At 64.9% G+C, this 16,094-nt stretch carries 16 protein-coding genes; 1 reads left to right on the forward strand and 15 read right to left on the reverse strand.

What is annotated here, in order from left to right:
* Positions 1-209: 209 nt before the first annotated feature.
* The 13 genes from ABWY06_RS00220 to ccoN (ABWY06_RS00280) form a co-directional block, all read right to left on the reverse strand.
* Positions 210-893: a sulfite exporter TauE/SafE family protein gene (locus ABWY06_RS00220; RefSeq protein WP_353923539.1), complete on the reverse strand. Its 684-nt coding sequence runs from the start codon at positions 891-893 to the stop codon at positions 210-212.
* Positions 886-1,092 carry a cbb3-type cytochrome oxidase assembly protein CcoS gene (ccoS, locus tag ABWY06_RS00225; RefSeq protein ID WP_353923540.1) on the reverse strand — a complete coding sequence of 69 codons (207 nt, stop codon included), beginning with the start codon at positions 1,090-1,092 and terminating at the stop codon, positions 886-888. The genes ABWY06_RS00220 and ccoS overlap by 8 nt, the downstream gene beginning before the upstream one ends.
* Positions 1,071-3,521, reverse strand: a complete 2,451-nt coding sequence (locus ABWY06_RS00230; RefSeq protein ID WP_353923541.1) for a heavy metal translocating P-type ATPase — start codon at positions 3,519-3,521, stop codon at positions 1,071-1,073. The genes ccoS and ABWY06_RS00230 overlap by 22 nt, the downstream gene beginning before the upstream one ends.
* Before the next feature lie 27 nt (positions 3,522-3,548).
* Complete coding sequence (locus ABWY06_RS00235) at positions 3,549-4,055, reverse strand: FixH family protein (RefSeq protein ID WP_353923542.1); 507 nt, start codon at positions 4,053-4,055, stop codon at positions 3,549-3,551.
* Positions 4,056-4,067: 12 nt separating this feature from the next.
* Positions 4,068-5,477: a cytochrome c oxidase accessory protein CcoG gene (ccoG, locus tag ABWY06_RS00240; RefSeq protein WP_353923543.1), complete on the reverse strand. Its 1,410-nt coding sequence runs from the start codon at positions 5,475-5,477 to the stop codon at positions 4,068-4,070.
* Positions 5,478-5,610: 133 nt separating this feature from the next.
* Complete coding sequence (gene ccoP / locus ABWY06_RS00245; protein WP_353923544.1) at positions 5,611-6,573, reverse strand: cytochrome-c oxidase, cbb3-type subunit III; 963 nt, start codon at positions 6,571-6,573, stop codon at positions 5,611-5,613.
* Positions 6,570-6,755 carry a cbb3-type cytochrome oxidase subunit 3 gene (locus ABWY06_RS00250; protein WP_353923545.1) on the reverse strand — a complete coding sequence of 62 codons (186 nt, stop codon included), beginning with the start codon at positions 6,753-6,755 and terminating at the stop codon, positions 6,570-6,572. The genes ccoP (ABWY06_RS00245) and ABWY06_RS00250 overlap by 4 nt, the downstream gene beginning before the upstream one ends.
* Before the next feature lie 7 nt (positions 6,756-6,762).
* Entirely contained in the window at positions 6,763-7,374 is a 612-nt protein-coding gene (gene ccoO, locus ABWY06_RS00255) for a cytochrome-c oxidase, cbb3-type subunit II (protein ID WP_353923546.1), read from the reverse strand.
* A gap of 11 nt (positions 7,375-7,385) precedes the next feature.
* Entirely contained in the window at positions 7,386-8,813 is a 1,428-nt protein-coding gene (ccoN, locus tag ABWY06_RS00260; RefSeq protein ID WP_353923547.1) for a cytochrome-c oxidase, cbb3-type subunit I, read from the reverse strand.
* Positions 8,814-9,198: 385 nt separating this feature from the next.
* Positions 9,199-10,131 (reverse strand): cytochrome-c oxidase, cbb3-type subunit III, encoded by a 933-nt coding sequence (ccoP, locus tag ABWY06_RS00265; protein ID WP_353923548.1) that lies wholly within the window; start codon positions 10,129-10,131, stop codon positions 9,199-9,201.
* Entirely contained in the window at positions 10,128-10,295 is a 168-nt protein-coding gene (locus ABWY06_RS00270) for a cbb3-type cytochrome oxidase subunit 3 (protein WP_353923606.1), read from the reverse strand. The genes ccoP (ABWY06_RS00265) and ABWY06_RS00270 overlap by 4 nt, the downstream gene beginning before the upstream one ends.
* Positions 10,296-10,314: 19 nt before the next feature.
* The gene (ccoO, locus tag ABWY06_RS00275; protein WP_353923549.1) at positions 10,315-10,926 is read right to left on the reverse strand and encodes a cytochrome-c oxidase, cbb3-type subunit II; all 612 of its coding nucleotides are present in this window, start codon (positions 10,924-10,926) and stop codon (positions 10,315-10,317) included.
* Positions 10,926-12,365 (reverse strand): cytochrome-c oxidase, cbb3-type subunit I, encoded by a 1,440-nt coding sequence (gene ccoN, locus ABWY06_RS00280; RefSeq protein ID WP_353923550.1) that lies wholly within the window; start codon positions 12,363-12,365, stop codon positions 10,926-10,928. The genes ccoO (ABWY06_RS00275) and ccoN (ABWY06_RS00280) overlap by 1 nt, the downstream gene beginning before the upstream one ends.
* Positions 12,366-12,492: 127 nt before the next feature.
* Here ccoN (ABWY06_RS00280) and ABWY06_RS00285 point away from each other — a divergent pair, with 127 nt between their 5' ends.
* Entirely contained in the window at positions 12,493-13,182 is a 690-nt protein-coding gene (locus tag ABWY06_RS00285; RefSeq protein ID WP_353923551.1) for an alpha/beta family hydrolase, read from the forward strand.
* A gap of 646 nt (positions 13,183-13,828) precedes the next feature.
* Here ABWY06_RS00285 and ABWY06_RS00290 read toward each other — a convergent pair.
* Both ABWY06_RS00290 and ABWY06_RS00295 read right to left on the reverse strand, forming a co-directional pair.
* Entirely contained in the window at positions 13,829-14,377 is a 549-nt protein-coding gene (locus tag ABWY06_RS00290) for a prolyl hydroxylase family protein (protein WP_353923552.1), read from the reverse strand.
* Positions 14,378-14,517: 140 nt separating this feature from the next.
* A complete protein-coding gene (locus ABWY06_RS00295) occupies positions 14,518-16,083 on the reverse strand; it encodes a methyl-accepting chemotaxis protein (RefSeq protein WP_353923553.1) in 1,566 nt (521 codons plus the stop codon).
* Positions 16,084-16,094: the final 11 nt, after the last annotated feature.

Raw genomic sequence — 16,094 nt, forward strand, 5'->3', positions numbered from 1 at the left:
GTGGGGTTCCCCGGTATGCATTCAGTGCCGGGAAGTCTAGGGCGTGGCGCGTTGGCGCCTGTTGATCTGGATCAGAGGAGCAGCTGCAAGCGGCAAGCCACAAGCTGCAAGTAAAAGCGCGCGGAGAGCGTCTTGCGCTTGGTGTTTCCGCTTAAAGCTTGCGGCTGCTTCTATCCCTTGCCGCTTAACGCTTGAAGCTACTGGCTGCCTCAATGCCCCATCAACCAGTGCTGGTGAGGTCCCGGCAGGGTCCAGAGGCCGAACAGCAGCACCAGCACCCCGCCGGCCACCCGCACCCCGCGGCGGCGTAGCAGGGCCGTCAGGCGCTCGGCGGCCAGGCCGGTAGCCAGCAGCACCGGCCAGGTGCCCAAGCCGAAGGCCAGCATCAACAGGGCGCTGTTCAGCGCGTTGCCCTGGCTGGCAGCCCAGAGCAGGGTGCTGTAGACCAGGCCGCAGGGCAGCCAGCCCCAGAGCGCACCGAGCAGCAGGGCCCGCGGCAGGCTGTCGACCGGCATAAAGCGCCGGGTCAGCGGCTGGATAAAGCGCCAGAGGCCACGGCCGAGGGCTTCGATGCGGGTCAGCCCGCTCCACCAGCCGGCCAGGTACAGGCCCATGGCGATCAGCAGCAGCGCCGCGATCACCCGCAGCAGCATCACCGCCGGGCTGTTGGCCAGCGCCCAACCCGCGAGCCCGAGCAACAGGCCGGCGGTGGCATAGCTGGCAATACGCCCGAGGTTATAGGCCAGCAGCAGGCGAAAGCGCCGCTGCCGCTGCTCCGCCGGAATGGCCAAAGTCAGGGCGCCCATCAGCCCGCCGCACATGCCCAGGCAATGGCCACCGCCAAGCAGGCCGAGGATCAGCGCCGACACCAGCAGCGGGGCGAGCTCAGCCATCGAGCCGGTCGTCCGTGGGCGGCTGGCCGGCCTCGCGCACGCCCGCGCGGTGTTGCGGATCCTCGTCATCGAACAGGATGCTGTGGGCCGGACCGTCCATGTCATCGTACTGGCCGCTGTCCACCGCCCAGAAGAACAGCCAGATGGCCAGCGCGACTATGACGATGGCGATCGGGATCATGATATAGAGCGCGGGCATGGGGTCTCCGTGTGGGCGGGGCTGCGTCTCGTTGGGCGAGTCAGGCGCAGCGCGTTGAGCACCACCAGCAACGAGCTGAGCGACATGCCGAGTGCCGCCCAGAGCGGGGTGACCCAGCCGAGCGCGGCGAACGGCAGCACCAGGCCATTGTACAGGCTGGCCCAGGCCAGGTTCTGGATGATGATACGCCGGGTGCGGCCGGCCATGGCGAACGCCTGCACCAGGCTGTCCAGGCGATTGGACAGCAACACCGCATCGGCGCTGGTCTTGGCCAGGTCGGTGGCCGACCCCATGGCCACGCTGATCTCGGCGGCGGCCAGCACCGGGACATCGTTGATCCCGTCGCCGAGCATCAGCACGCGCCGCCCCTGGTGCTGCAACTGGCGCAGCACCGCCAGTTTGGCGTCCGGGGTCAGGCCCGCGCGTGCATCCTCGATGCCCAGCTGGCGCGCCACCTCGGCGACCATCGGCGAGCTGTCGCCGGACAACAGCAGCACCTGCCAGCCACGGGCGCGGCAGGCGGCCAATAGGGCCGGCGCGTCCTCGCGCAGCCGGTCATCCAGCACCAGCCAGGCCAGCGGTCCTTGTTCGTCTCCCAGCAGCAGCCACTGACCCTGGATGCCGGGGATGGCGGGGGCGGGGTGATTGCCCAGCGCCGCGACGAACGCCGGCTGGCCGATGCGTAGCCGCCGCCCGTCCACCTGGCCCTCGAGGCCCAATCCGGGATGGCTGCGGACCTCGCCGGCGGCCCGCGGGGCACGGCCAAAGGCCCGCGCGATGGGGTGTTCGGAGCGGTTTTCCAGGGCCGCGGCCAGGGCCAGGCAGGCATCGGCGTCCAGCTCGCGCAGCGGCTCAATGGCGCGCAGCGTCAGGCGGCCCTCGGTGAGGGTGCCGGTCTTGTCGAAGATCACCGTGTCGATCTGGTTGAGGCCGTCCAGCACATGGCCGCGGGTCAGCAGCAGGCCCAGGCGGTGCAAGCTGCCCGTGGCGGCGGTGAGCGCCGTGGGCGTGGCCAGCGACAGCGCGCAGGGGCAGGTCGCGACCAGCAGGGCCAGCACTATCCAGAACGCGCGCTCAGGGTCCAACTGCCACCAGATCAGCCCGACGAGGGCGGCGACGCTCAGCACGATCAGCAGGAACCACTGGGCGACCCGGTCGGCCAGTTCGGCCAGGCGCGGTTTTTCGCCTTGGGCGCGCTCCAGCAGGCGCACGATCGCCGACAGCCGCGTGTCCTCGCCGAGGGCCTGGACCTGCACGGTCAACGGCCCTTCGACATTCAGGGTGCCGGCGGTGACCGGGTCGCCGATCCCGCGTGGCAGCGGCAGGTACTCGCCGGTCAGCAGGGATTCGTCGAGGCTGGAGTGGCCTTCGAGGATGCAGCCGTCGGCCGGCAGCAGTGCTCCGGGCGGCACCAGCAGGGTATCGCCGACGCGCAGCTCGCTGAGCAGAATGCGCTGGCTGTGGCCTTGCGCGTCGAGTCGCAGGCAGGAGGGTGGCAGCAATTGCACCAGATTGGCGGTGGCCGCCGCGGTGCGTTCCCGGGCACGCCGCTCCAGGTAACGACCGGCCAACAGGAACAGGGCGAACATGCCCACCGCGTCGAAGTAGAGTTCGCCGCGACCGAGCAGGGTCGACCAGATGCCGGCGCCGTAGGCCCCACCGATGGCCAGCGAGACCGAGACGTCCATGGTCAGGTGGCGGGTGCGCAGGTCGCGCAGCGCGCCCTTGAAGAAATCGCCACAGCAATAGAAGACGATCGGCGTGGTCAGGAACAAGCCGACCCAGCGCAGGATCAGGTCCAGCTCCGCGCTCAGGTCCAGGTTGAATTCCGGCCAGGTGGCCATGCTCGCCATCATCACCTGCATCCACAGCAACCCGGCGACGCCGAGCTGGCGCAAGGCGCGGCGGTTCTCCAGGACCCTGCGCTCGGCGGCCTGGTCGGGTTGGTAGGGGTGGGCGGCGTAACCGATCCGCCGCAGGCTGGCGAGCAGCTCGCTGAGGGGCAGGCGGCTGGCATCCCAGCTGACGTGCAGGCGCTGGTTGGACAGGTTGAGGTTGGCCTGGTCGACCGCGGGCAGGGCCCGCAAGTGGTGTTCGATCAGCCAGCCGCAGGCCGCGCAACTGATGCCATCGACCATCAGGCGAATGCTGGCCAGTTCGCCCTGGTGCTCGATAAAGGGCTGCTGGACGTCCGCGCGGTCGTACAGGGCCAGCTCGTCAGCCAGCGCCGCGGGCAGCGCCTCCGGGTTGCTGGCGGTTTCGCTGCGGTGGCGGTAATAGCTATCGAGTCCGCCGGCGACTATGGCCTCGGCCACCGCCAAGCAGCCCGGACAGCAGAGGGCCCGCGTCTGTCCCAGGATCGCCGTTTCGAAGCGCCGTCCGCCGGGTACCGGCAGGCCACAGTGATAACAGGGCGTCGGCTGGCTCATTGGGTGAACATCCGCCGCCCGAGCGGGTTACTGCGGCAGCGGCAAATCATAGGTCTGGCCGCTCGCCAGGGTCTGCTCCTCGAACAGCCGCCATTGCTTGCCGCCTTCCTGGCCGAGCACTTCGACAAAGCGCCGGCCCGTCACCGCGTCCTGCATCTGGCCACGGTAGCGGTTGCCATCGACGGGTTGCAGGACGATGCGACGGTCCTTTTCCGGCTGGGTCGGCGAGATCAAGTTGAGGGTCAGCTCGGTCGGGTGGCTGTTGCCGCTCAGCTCCAACTCGGCGGTGCCGGTCTCTTCATCCAGGCGCAGGCGCGCCTTGAGCTGCAGGCGCTTGGCCAGGTTCTCGCGTTCCAGCGACTGGTTGATGCCTTTGCCGGCGTCGTAGTAGTTGGTCGAGACCAGGCTGTCGGCGAACCAGATGGAGGCGGTCAGCAGGCTCAGGCCAAGCACCACGGCGAAGGCCAGGATGCCAATGATGAACCAGGGCCAGAACTGCTTGTGCCAGGGAAGAACGGGCGCTTCGGGTTGCATGGGATTCCTAGGTTAACGGACGCTGGGGCCGATAAAGCGGCTGTCGGCATCGTTGTGGATACGGGCATCGTCGACGGACTCGATGCGAAAGAGAATCTCGTTGGTGCTCGACGGCAGTTGTTCCGGGTCGATGGACAGTTCCACCGGCACCGACAGCACCTCGCCGGCCAGCGCGCGGATTTCCCGTTTGCCCTCGTAGGCCAGGCCTGGCAGGCCGCTGGCCTTGACCACGAAGGTCTGGTCGGTTTGCGCCTTATTCATGATTTTCAGCGTGTAGACGTTTTCGATCCGGCCTTGTTCGTTCTCGCGATAGAGCACCCGGTCCTTGAGCACATCGAGTTCCACCAGCGGCCGCTCGACCACCGCATACACGAATACTGAGCACATGGCGAGCAGGGCGACGGCGTAGCCGATCAGGCGCGGGCGTACGACCTGGGTCTGCTGACCCGCCAGGTTGTGCTCGGTGGTGTAGCTGATCAAGCCGCGCGGGTAGTCCATCTTGTCCATGATGGTGTCGCAGGCATCGATGCAGGCGGCGCAGCCGATGCACTCGACCTGCAGGCCGTCGCGGATGTCGATGCCGGTCGGACAGACCTGCACGCACATCAGGCAGTCGACGCAATCGCCCAGGCCCTGAGCCTGGTAGTCGGCGTTCTTCTTGCGCGGCCCACGATGTTCGCCACGCCGAGGGTCGTAGGAGACGATCAGGGTGTCCTTGTCGAACATCACACTCTGAAAGCGCGCATAGGGGCACATGTAGATGCATACCTGCTCGCGCAGGTAGCCGGCGTTGCCGTAGGTGGCGAGGGTGAAGAAACCGACCCAGAACAGCCCCCAGCCATCGAGGCGCAGGGTGAAGAGGTCGGGGATCAACTCGCGAATGGGCGTGAAGTAGCCGACGAAGGTGATCGCCGTGGCCAGCGATACCGCGACCCAGATGCCGTGCTTGGCCAGCTTGCGGCCAAACTTGGACGCGCTCATGGGCGCCTTGTCCAGTTTGATGCGCTGGTTGCGGTCGCCTTCGGTGACCTTTTCCGCCCACATGAACACCCAGGTGAAGACACTCTGCGGGCAGGTGTAACCGCACCAGATACGCCCGGCCCAGACCGTGATAAAGAACAGCCCGAAGGCGCTGATGATCAGCAGGGCGGAGAGCAGGACAAAGTCCTGGGGCCAGAAGGTGGCACCGAAGACGTGAAATTTGCGCGCCGGCAGGTCCCACCAGACGGCCTGGCGGCCGTTCCAGGTCAACCAAACGGTGCCGAAATAGAGCAGGAACAGCAGTCCGCCACCGACCACCCGCAGGTTGCGGTAGATGCCGGTGAAGGCGCGTGTGTAGATTTTTTCGCGTTTGGCGTAGAGGTCGACACTGTCGACGACCTTGACCGGGGTGATGTCTTGGACGGGAATCTTGTCGCTCATCGGGGCGTACCACTGCGGTTGGTTGGTGCCCCGGCCGATACGTGCCGACCGGGGTCAATTGACCTGCTGCGTATGGTACGCCTGACGAGAACCTGACGGCTGCGACAGGACGTCGCGGCCGCCAGCTCGGCCCTTAGGGCTTTTCGGTTCTCTGCGACAGGCTGTACACGTAGGCGGCCAGCAGGTGCACTTTGTCATTGCCCAACTGGTCTTGCTGCGCCGGCATCTGGCCGTTGCGGCCGTAACGCAGGGTCTGCTGAACCTGGGCGAAACTCGAACCGTAGAGCCAGGTGTGGTCGGTCAGGTTCGGCGCGCCGAAACCGTGCTGACCCTTGGCCTCGGGACCATGGCAGACTACACAGTTGGTCTTGAAGATCTCTTGACCTGCAGCAAGGTCCGCCTCGACACCCTCGGGGGTTTTCAGGCCGGAGAGGCTGCGCACGTAGCCGGTGACGTTCTTGATCCCGGTTTCACCGAGAATATCCTTCCAGGCCGGCATTGCCGCGATACGACCGCCCATGATGGTGGTCTTGATGGTGTCCGGCTCGCCGCCGTACAGCCAGTCGTTGTCGGTCAGGTTGGGGAAGCCATAGGCACCCTTGGCGTCGGAACCGTGGCAGACCGAGCAGTTGGAGGCGAACAGGCGGCCCCCCATCTTCAGGGCTTTCTCGTCCTGGGCGACCTGGGCGATCGGCATGCCAGCGTACTTGGCGAACAGCGGGCCGTATTGCTTGTCGGCCTTGAACATCTCCTTTTCCCACTCGTGCACGCCGGTCCATCCGGTCTTGCCGTCCGCGAAGGGTTGTTTGGTCTCGCCGTCGACATGTTCGAAACCGGGCAGAATGCCTTTCCAGTTGCCCATGCCGGGGTAGAGCACCAGGTAGCCGATGGCGAAGATCAGGGTCACCACGAACAGCATGAACCACCACTTGGGCAGCGGGTTGTCGTATTCCTCGATGCCGTCGAAGGCGTGCCCGACCGTGTCTTCGGTGGCATCCTTGCGCTGGCCTTTACGGGTGGCCAGCAATAACCATGTCAAGGCGATCAGCGTAAAGCTGGTCAGGCCAATGACGTACCAATGCCAGAAAGTGGTCATTCGCTCTTACTCCCAGAAGCTTGCTCGTCACGCTCTTCAGATTCGGTCTTGTCGGCGAAGGGCAGGTTGGCGGCATCGTCGAAGCTTTTCTGGCGCTTGCCGTTGTAGGCCCAGAGCACCAGGGCGATAAACGCGACGAACACCACCACGGTGCCCAGGCCGCGCAAAATCCCGATATCCATGAGTGCGTTACCGTTTGTTCTTGATTGAAGTGCCCAGGACCTGGAGGTAGGCGACCAGCGCATCCATCTCGGTCTTGCCGACTACCGCTTCCTTGGCACCGGCGATGTCCGCATCGCTGTAGGGCACGCCCAGGGTGCGCATGGCTTCCATGCGCTGTGCGGTGTGTTTGCCGTCGAGCTTGCGTTCGACCAGCCAGGGGTAGCCGGGCATCTTCGACTCGGGCACCACGTTGCGTGGGTTGTACAGGTGCGCGCGGTGCCATTCGTTGGAGTAACGACCGCCGACCCGGGCCAGGTCCGGACCGGTACGCTTGGAGCCCCACAGGAACGGGTGCTCCCAGACGCTTTCACCGGCGACCGAATAGTGGCCGTAACGCTCGGTCTCGGCACGGAACGGACGGATCATCTGCGAGTGGCAGCCGACACAGCCGTTGGCGATATAGATATCGCGGCCTTCCAGCTCCAGCGCGGTGTAGGGCTTGAGGCCCTCCACCGGCTCATTGACCGAGGCTTGGAAAAACAGCGGGACGATCTGCACCAGGCCGCCCAGGCTCACGGCCAGGACCATGAACAGGGCCAGCAGACCGACGTTCTTTTCGACTAATTCATGTTGCTTCACGGTCGGTCTCCTTAAGCCATCTGCGCGGCGGCGTGCATGTCAGCCGTTCGCGCGACGCGCACGGTACGCCAGGTGTTGTAGGCCATCAGCAACATGCCGGTGAGGAAGATCGCACCGCCTGCGGCACGCACGATAAAGCCGGGGTGACTGGCTTCCAGGGCTTCGACGAAGGAGTAGGTGAGGGTGCCGTCTTCGTTGACCGCACGCCACATCAGGCCCTGGGTGATGCCGTTGACCCACATCGAGGCGATGTACAGCACGGTGCCGATGGTCGCCAGCCAGAAGTGCGCGTTGATCAGGCCGATGCTGTGCATCTGCTTGCGGCCGTAGACCTTCGGGATCAGGTGGTACATGGCGCCGATGGAGATCATCGCGACCCAGCCGAGAGCACCGGCGTGTACGTGGCCGATGGTCCAGTCGGTGTAGTGGGACAGGGCGTTGACCGTCTTGATGGCCAGCATCGGACCTTCGAAGGTCGACATGCCGTAGAACGCCAGCGAGACTACCAGGAAGCGCAGGATCGGGTCGGTGCGCAGCTTATGCCAGGCGCCGGAGAGGGTCATCATGCCGTTGATCATGCCGCCCCAGCTGGGTGCCAGCAGAATGATCGACATGGCCATGCCCAGGCTCTGGGCCCAGTCCGGCAGCGCGGTGTAGTGCAGGTGGTGCGGACCGGCCCAGATATACAGGGTGATCAGCGCCCAGAAGTGCACGATGGACAGGCGATAGGAGTAGATCGGACGCTCGGCCTGCTTCGGCACGAAGTAGTACATCATCCCCAGGAAACCGGCGGTGAGCAGGAACCCCACGGCGTTGTGCCCGTACCACCACTGGATCATCGCGTCGGTCGCGCCGGCGTACATGGAGTACGACTTGAAGGCGAACACCGGGATGGCCATGCTGTTGACGATGTGCAGCATGGCCACGGTCATGATAAAACCGCCGTAGAACCAGTTGCCGACATAGATGTGCTTGACCTTGCGCTGCACCACGGTACCAAAGAAGGTAATGGCGTAACTGATCCAGACCACGGCGATCAGCAGATCGACCGGCCATTCCAGTTCGGCGTATTCCTTGGACGAGGTCAGGCCCATGGGCAGGGTGATGACCGCCAGCACCATGACCGCCTGCCAGCCCCAGAACGTGAAGGCGGCCAGGCCATCGGAAAGCAACCGCGCTTGCGAGGTGCGTTGCACCACGTAATAAGAGGTGCCGAACAGGGCGGAACCGCCGAAGCCGAAGATCACCAGGTTGGTGTGCAGAGGGCGCAGGCGACCGAAGGTCGTGTATTCCAGACCGAAATTCAGCTCGGGCCAGACCAGTTGGGAGGCGATCAGTACACCTATAGCCATCCCAATGACGCCCCAGATCACCGTCATAACGGCGAACTGGCGGACCACCTTATAGTTATAAGCAGTCGGTTTGATTGCTGTGCTCATGCTTGGGGTTCCACGGTTAATGGAGTTTTCTAGGGACAAAAAAATCGGCGGCAGTATGTAGAAAGCAAGTGGCCATTGCAAACACACACGCCTGTCCAATCAAGGTATTAGCGGCCATGGGCGGGGATACCACGCGCGAAAATTCGCGCTTGCCGGGACGCCGGGCGCCATCGAGGGCGCAGTGCAGAAGAAGGGATCGCCTTGGAATTCTGGACCGGGGGCGACTGCGGATCAGTCTAGCCCAGGTTAAGGCGTTTTGGCTGCGGGGGCATAAACGGGTGCGACACTCAGTCGCAGCGTCACCTGGCCGAAAGCTCGGTCCGGGGCGGTATTGGGCGATTGGCGGGAGCGCGGTCGGCCGTCGGGGCCAACCGCGTTTTTTCAGCTATTGGGCGGCTTGCTCGGGGTTCTGCTGCGACAGGCTCAACACATAGGCGGCCACCAAGTGGACCTTGTCGGCGCCCAGGTACTGCAGCTGCGCCGGCATCTGGCCGTTGCGGCCGTGACGAATGGTCTGTTGCAGCTGGTTCAGGCTCGCGCCATAGATCCAGCCACCGGCGTGGGTCAGGTCCGGCGCGCCCAGCAGCGGGTTGCCCTGGCCGGTGGCGCCGTGGCAGGCCTGGCAGTTGCCGCTGAACAGCTGGGCGCCGGCCGCCAGATCGGCGTTGTGGCCCTGGGGCAGGTCGAGGCCGGCCAGGTCCTTGCGCACGTAGGCGGCCACGTTTTTAACCCCGTCATCGCCGAGGATCGCCCCCCAGGCCGGCATCATCGCCATGCGACCGTTGAGGACGGTGGTCTCGATGCTGGCGGACTCGCCGCCCCAGCGCCAGTGACGGTCGGTGAGGTTGGGAAAGCCGACCGCGCCCTTGGCATCCGAGCCGTGGCACACCGAGCAGGAGGTGGCGAACAGGCGGCTGCCCATCTTCAAGGCCTGGGGATCCTTGGCCACGTCCTCCAGGGACATCGCCGCGTACTTGGCGTAGATAGGCCCGTACAGGGCATCGGCCCGGTCGACCTCGCGCTGCCACTCCTTGACCTGGGTCCAGCCGTCGTAACCGGGCAGCAGGCCTTTCCAGTTACCCAGGCCGGGGTAGAGCACCAGGTAGCCGATGGCGAACACCAGGGTGCCGAGAAACAACATAAACCACCACTTGGGCAGCGGGTTGTCGTATTCCTCGATGCCGTCGAAGCTATGGCCCATGGTTTTTTCGCTGACACCCTTGGCCTCGCCCTTGCGGGTGGCGAAGATCAGCCAGATCAGGGCCAGCAGGGTGGCGACGGTGAGCAGGGTGATATACCAGCTCCAGAAAGTGGTCATGGCTGAGGGCTCCTCACTACAGGCTGGGGTTCATCGGCAAAGGGCAGCAGGGCTGCCTCGTCGAACTGGCTGCGGCGTTTGCCGCTGTAGGCCCAGAGCACCAGGGCGCAGAAGGCCACCAGCACTACCAGAGTGCCCAGGCCGCGCCAGGTGCCGACGGAGATCGGATCGAATGGCATGGGCTTACCTCTTGTTCTTCAGCGAGGTGCCCAGCACCTGCAAGTAGGCGACCAGGGCGTCCATTTCGCTCTTACCGGCCACCGCGGCCTGGGCCCCGGCGATATCGGCATCGCTGTAGGGCACGCCCAGGGTGCGCATGGCTTCGAGCTTGGTGGCGCTGTTCAGGCCGTCCAGGTGGTTCTCCACCAGCCAGGGGTAAGCCGGCATTTTCGACTCGGGCACCACGTTGCGCGGGTTGTACAGGTGCGCGCGGTGCCAGTCGTCCGAGTAGCGGGCGCCGACCCGGGCCAGGTCCGGACCGGTGCGCTTGGAGCCCCAGAGAAAGGGGTGATCCCAGACGCTTTCGCCGGCCACCGAGTAGTGGCCGTAGCGCTCGGTCTCGGCGCGGAACGGGCGGACCATCTGCGAGTGGCAGCCGACGCAGCCTTCGCGGATATAGATATCGCGGCCTTCCAGTTGCAGCGCGGTGTAGGGTTTGAGGCCCGCCACCGGTTCGTTGACCTCGCTCTGGAAAAACAGTGGGACGATCTGCACCAGGCCGCCGATGCTCACGGCCAGCACCATAAACAGGGCCATCAGGCCGACGTTTGTCTCCAGCACTTCATGCTTTTTCATCAGTGGGCTCCCGCGACAACGAACTGCGCGGCCGTTTCGTACTCGGCCGGGTTGGCGGCACGCACGGTGCGCCAGGTGTTGTAGGCCATCAGCAGCATGCCGATCAGGAACACGGCGCCGCCGATCATGCGCACCACGAAACCGGGGTGGCTGGCTTCCAGGGCTTCGACGAAGGAGTAGGTGAGGGTGCCGTCTTCGTTGACCGCGCGCCACATCAGGCCCTGGGCGATGCCGTTGACCCACATCGAGGCGATATAGAGCACGGTGCCGATGGTCGCCAACCAGAAGTGCGCGTTGATCAGGCCGACGCTGTGCATCTGCTCGCGGCCGAAGACTTTCGGGATCATGTGGTAGAGCGAGCCGATCGAGACCATGGCCACCCAGCCGAGGGCGCCGGCGTGTACGTGGCCAATGGTCCAGTCGGTGTAATGGGACAGGGCGTTGACCGTCTTGATGGCCATCATCGGGCCTTCGAAGGTCGACATGCCGTAGAACGCCAACGAGACCACCAGGAAGCGCAGGATCGGGTCGCTGCGCAGCTTATGCCAGGCCCCCGAGAGGGTCATCATGCCGTTGATCATGCCGCCCCAGCTGGGGGCCAGCAGGATCAGCGACATGGCCATGCCCAGGCTCTGGGCCCAGTCGGGCAGGGCGGTGTAGTGCAGGTGGTGCGGACCGGCCCAGATATACACGGCGATCAGCGCCCAGAAATGCACGATGGACAGCCGATAGGAGTAGACGGGACGGCCGGCCTGCTTGGGCACGAAGTAGTACATCATCCCCAGGAAGCCGGCGGTCAGGAAGAAGCCCACGGCGTTATGGCCGTACCACCATTGCACCATGGCATCGGTCGCTCCGGCGTACACCGAGTAGGACTTGGTCAGGCTGACCGGCAGTTCCAGGTTGTTGACGATGTGCAGCAGCGCCACGGTCAGGATAAAACCGCCAAAAAACCAGTTGCCCACGTAGATGTGCTTGACCCGGCGCTTGACGATGGTGCCGAAGAAGGTGATCGCGTAGCTGACCCAGACGATGGTGATCAGGATATCGATCGGCCATTCCAGTTCCGCGTATTCCTTGGAGCTGGTGTAGCCCAGCGGCAGGCTGATCGCCGCCAGGACGATGACCAGTTGCCAGCCCCAGAAGGTGAATGCCGCCAAACCGTCGGAAATCAAGCGCGCCTGGCTGGTACGCTGCACCGCGTAGTAGGAGGTGGCGAACAGCGCGCAACCGCCAAAGGCGAAGATCACCGCATTGGTGTGCAGGGGGCGCAGACGGCCGAAACTGGTCCAGGGCAAGTCGAGGTTGAGCTCCGGCCAGACCAGTTGCGCGGCGATAAAAACGCCGAGGGCCATACCGACGATGCCCCATACCACCGTCATAATGGCGAACTGGCGGACCACCTTGTAGTTGTAGGCGGTACTGCGTGTTGTGTTCATGTCTGGGTTCCCACAGTTACGGGCCGATTTTTTTTCTGATTGAGCGGCGTTCGACGCCCAGGCTTCTCTCACCGTCTAGCGCGGTGGTTCGAGGACCGGGGACGAACCCTTCGAAAGCGAGGCAAGCATGCGTAAAGCACCGATCTCCGGTATTGACGAGGATCAATACCCGCACACTCTGCAGGGGCAGTCTCCGCCACTGTGGGAGCGCCCCTCCACGCCGGCGCACGCCACCCTGATCCTCGCCCACGGTGCCGGTGCGCCGATGGACAGCGATTTCATGACGGGCATGGCGCAGCGCCTGGCCGCGCGGGGCGTGGCGGTGCTGCGCTTCGAGTTCACCTATATGGCGCGGCGACGGGAAAATGGGGTGCGACGTCCGCCCAGCCAGCAGGCGCTGTTGCTCGAAGAATGGCGCGGCTGGTACGCCTGGGTGCGACAGCAGGTCACGGGACCGCTGGCCATCGGCGGCAAGTCCATGGGCGGACGCATGGCCAGTCTGCTGGCCGACGAGTTGGGCGCCGATGCCCTGGTTTGCCTGGGTTACCCCTTTCACCCGGTGGGCAAACCGGACAAAACCCGGGTGGCGCACCTGGCCGAGCTGCAAACCCCGACCTTGATCGTGCAGGGCGAACGGGATGCCCTGGGCAACCGCGCCGACCTGGCGGAATACCGTTTGTCAGCGGCGATCGAGGTGACCTGGTTGGCCGCCGCCGACCACGACCTGCATCCCTTGAAAGCCTCGGGGTTTAGCCACGCCCAGCACCTGGACAGTGCCGCCCAGCGGGTAGCGGATTTTCTTGGCGCCCTGCGCTGAGTAGGTAGGGCGGGCAGCGCCCGCCGGTGTTGGCCGTGTTTGGCCTGCTGCCACGAAGCGCGGGCGCTGCCCGCCCTACAACACTGCGATCCGCCACGGGTGATCGTTCCCACGCTCCGCGTGGGCACGCCGTCGGCGACGCTCCAGCGTCCACTCTTCCGGAGGCCTGGCAGGCGTGGGGCTGGCCTCGCCCACGGTAGGCGTTGAGGGTAGGGCGGCGTGCGCGACGTTTTGGGCGGTGTCGTGCAATAGGGAGGAAACAACCTGGATACCCGCCTTCGCGGGTATGACGGCGGGTAGGGCGGGCAACGCCCGCCGGTGTTGGCCGTGTTTGGCCTGCTGCCACGAAGCGCGGGCGCTGCCCGCCCTACAACACTGCGATCCGCCACGGGTGATCGTTCCCACGCTCCGCGTGGGAACGCCGTCGGCGACGCTCCAGCGTCCACTCTTCCGGAGGCCTGGCAGGCGTAGGGCTGGCCTCGCCCGGGTAGTGCGGCGTGCGCGACGTTTTGTGTGGTGTCTTGCAATAGGGAGGAAACAACCTGGATACCCGCCTTGCGGGTATGACGGCTGGAGGGCGGGTGCCTTCGCCGCCGTTCCCGCGCAGGCGAGAACTCTGAGGCGCTAGGGGCAATGGCTACCCATCTCAGGCCCGTAGGCGGTACATCACATCGGTTCTGAGCACATATTTGCTGCCACTAAGAATGGGCGAACCCTGGTGCAGCAGCCCATGGCTGAAGATCAGCGCCGTGCCGCGCGCCGGTTGGATCTTCTCTTCACGGAACTCGGTCAGGCCGCCTTCGTAGCCATCGTTCAGGTAGATCATAAAAGTCAGCTGACTGCATTCCTGCTCGTCGCGCACGTAGGAGCCGTCGCGGTGCCATTTGAAATACTGGCCGCTCTGATAACGGTAGAAACGGAAACGTTCGTTGAACCCCAGCAGCGCCCAGTCGCCCCATTGCTCCGGCAAGTGCGGCCGGGCGTGTTGAAACAGGCGCTGGGCCAGCAGTGGGTCGTCAAACAGCACGCGGTCGTTATTGCGGATGCCCTTGAACAGGATCTGGCCATTTTGCGTCTGGATCAGCGCCTCTTCGAAACCCTGTTGCTCACCGCGCTCGATGAGAGCCGCGCACTCTTCGCCAGTGAGAAAGTCCGGCAGGGTCCAGGCCTGGCACGGGTGGTCGATTTTCAGCATGTGGGTCACGATCCAGGTTTCGCCATTGATTGAGGCGCTGCGACGCTACTGACTGGAGGCGAATTTGTCCATGGCCCGCGCAGAGGACTGAGCGAGCCAGGTTGATTTACCACGCCGCGCGGTGAGAGCCGCCCGCCGTCTTAGCGGTTAAAACGCTCCACCAGCGCGTATTGACCCTGGGCCGTGGCGGTCAACGCCTGGCTCAGGTTGGCGGTGTTGCTGGCCTGGCCGGAAGTCTGTTCGGCCAACTGGGCGATGGTGGTGATGTTCTGGTTGATCTCATCGGCCACCGCGCTTTGTTCCTCGGCGGCCGCGGCGATCTGCTCGGCCATGCTGGCGATATTGGCCACCGCGTCGCTGATGCCGATCAGGGCCTCGTCGGCCTGCTGCACGCGCTCGACCCCCTCGTCAGCCTGGCGCCGGCCGATGTTCATGGTCAGTACCGCTTCCTCGGCGGTGCGCTGCAGCTTGGCGATCAACTGATGGATCTGCCCGGTGGACTCGGCGGTACGCTGCGCCAGCGAGCGCACCTCGTCGGCGACCACGGCAAAACCGCGGCCCATCTCGCCGGCCCGCGCCGCCTCGATCGCCGCGTTGAGGGCCAACAGGTTGGTCTGGTCGGCGATGCCTTTGATCACATCGACCACACCGCCGATTTCGTTGCTGTCCTGGGCCAGTCGCGTGACGGTTTCACCGGTATCTCCGACCGACGCCGAGAGGCGCTGGATCGCCTCGCGGGTTTCGGCAGCGATGCTGCGGCCCTTGCTGGTCAGGGCATTGGCGTCCTGGGTGGCGATCGCGGTGCGGGCCACGTTGCTCGCCACCTCCAGCGTGGTGGCGGCCATTTCGTTGACGGCGGTGGCCACCTGCTCGGTTTCCACCCGCTGGCGTTCCAGCCCGGTGGAACTGGCGTGGGCCAACTGGTCGGCCTGCTTGGCCTGCCGCATCAGGTTCTGCGCGGTATCCTGCAGGCGCGTCAGGCAGGTTTTCAGGCGCGCCTCCTGGCTGAGCATGGCCATTTCCAGGCGCGCCTGGACCCCACTGCTGTCGGTATACATCTGCGCAATCAAGGGGTCGGAGGTGGCCTGCTCGGCCAGGTGCAGCAGGCGCTTGATGCCGCGGTTCTGCCAGGCCAGACCGGCCAGACCGAGTGGCACCGAGAGCCCGGCGGCCAGCAGAAAGCCCCAGTGGGAGTCGAGCCAGGCACCGACCAGGAAACCGATCTGGCTGACCAGGATAAACGGCAGCCAGTCCTGCAGCACCGGCAGCCAGCGTTCGCTGCTGGGGATCGCCGACTTGCCCCCGTTGATCCGCTGGTACAACGCCTCGGCGCGCCGCACCTGTTCGGTGGTCGGTTTGATCCGCACCGACTCGTAGCCCACCAGCTTGCCGTTTTCCAGCACCGGCGTGACATAGGCATTGACCCAATAGTGGTCGCCGTTCTTGCAGCGATTCTTGACGATGCCCATCCAGGGGCGGTCTTTTTTCAGGGTGGTCCACATATGGGCGAACACCGCCGCTGGCACGTCCGGGTGGCGCACCAGGTTATGCGGGGCGTTGATCAGCTCGTCGTGGCTATAACCGCTGATCTCGACAAAAGCGTCGTTGCAGTAGGTGATCTGGCCCTTGAGGTCGGTGGTGGAAATCAGCCGCTGCTGGGCCGGGAAGGAACGGTCACGCTGGGTAATGGGCTGATTGTTACGCATGAGATTCTTCC

This window comes from Pseudomonas sp. (genome assembly GCF_040514055.1).
In the GTDB taxonomy this organism is placed as follows: domain Bacteria; phylum Pseudomonadota; class Gammaproteobacteria; order Pseudomonadales; family Pseudomonadaceae; genus Aquipseudomonas.

What these genes read in the sequence shown, in the direction of transcription:
- ABWY06_RS00230 (WP_353923541.1), bottom strand. Translation starts at nt 3,521, where the DNA reads ATGAGCCAGCCGACGCCCTGTTATCACTGTGGCCTGCCGGTACCCGGC.
- ABWY06_RS00250 (WP_353923545.1), bottom strand. Translation starts at nt 6,755, where the DNA reads ATGGATATCGGGATTTTGCGCGGCCTGGGCACCGTGGTGGTGTTCGTC.
- ccoP (WP_353923548.1), bottom strand. Translation starts at nt 10,131, where the DNA reads ATGACCACTTTCTGGAGCTGGTATATCACCCTGCTCACCGTCGCCACC.
- ccoG (WP_353923543.1), bottom strand. Translation starts at nt 5,477, where the DNA reads ATGAGCGACAAGATTCCCGTCCAAGACATCACCCCGGTCAAGGTCGTC.
- ccoP (WP_353923544.1), bottom strand. Translation starts at nt 6,573, where the DNA reads ATGACCACTTTCTGGCATTGGTACGTCATTGGCCTGACCAGCTTTACG.
- ccoS (WP_353923540.1), bottom strand. Translation starts at nt 1,092, where the DNA reads ATGCCCGCGCTCTATATCATGATCCCGATCGCCATCGTCATAGTCGCG.
- ccoN (WP_353923550.1), bottom strand. Translation starts at nt 12,365, where the DNA reads ATGAACACAACACGCAGTACCGCCTACAACTACAAGGTGGTCCGCCAG.
- ABWY06_RS00220 (WP_353923539.1), bottom strand. Translation starts at nt 893, where the DNA reads ATGGCTGAGCTCGCCCCGCTGCTGGTGTCGGCGCTGATCCTCGGCCTG.
- ABWY06_RS00235 (WP_353923542.1), bottom strand. Translation starts at nt 4,055, where the DNA reads ATGCAACCCGAAGCGCCCGTTCTTCCCTGGCACAAGCAGTTCTGGCCC.
- ccoO (WP_353923549.1), bottom strand. Translation starts at nt 10,926, where the DNA reads ATGAAAAAGCATGAAGTGCTGGAGACAAACGTCGGCCTGATGGCCCTG.
- ABWY06_RS00290 (WP_353923552.1), bottom strand. Translation starts at nt 14,377, where the DNA reads ATGCTGAAAATCGACCACCCGTGCCAGGCCTGGACCCTGCCGGACTTT.
- ccoN (WP_353923547.1), bottom strand. Translation starts at nt 8,813, where the DNA reads ATGAGCACAGCAATCAAACCGACTGCTTATAACTATAAGGTGGTCCGC.
- ABWY06_RS00295 (WP_353923553.1), bottom strand. Translation starts at nt 16,083, where the DNA reads ATGCGTAACAATCAGCCCATTACCCAGCGTGACCGTTCCTTCCCGGCC.
- ABWY06_RS00285 (WP_353923551.1), top strand. Translation starts at nt 12,493, where the DNA reads ATGCGTAAAGCACCGATCTCCGGTATTGACGAGGATCAATACCCGCAC.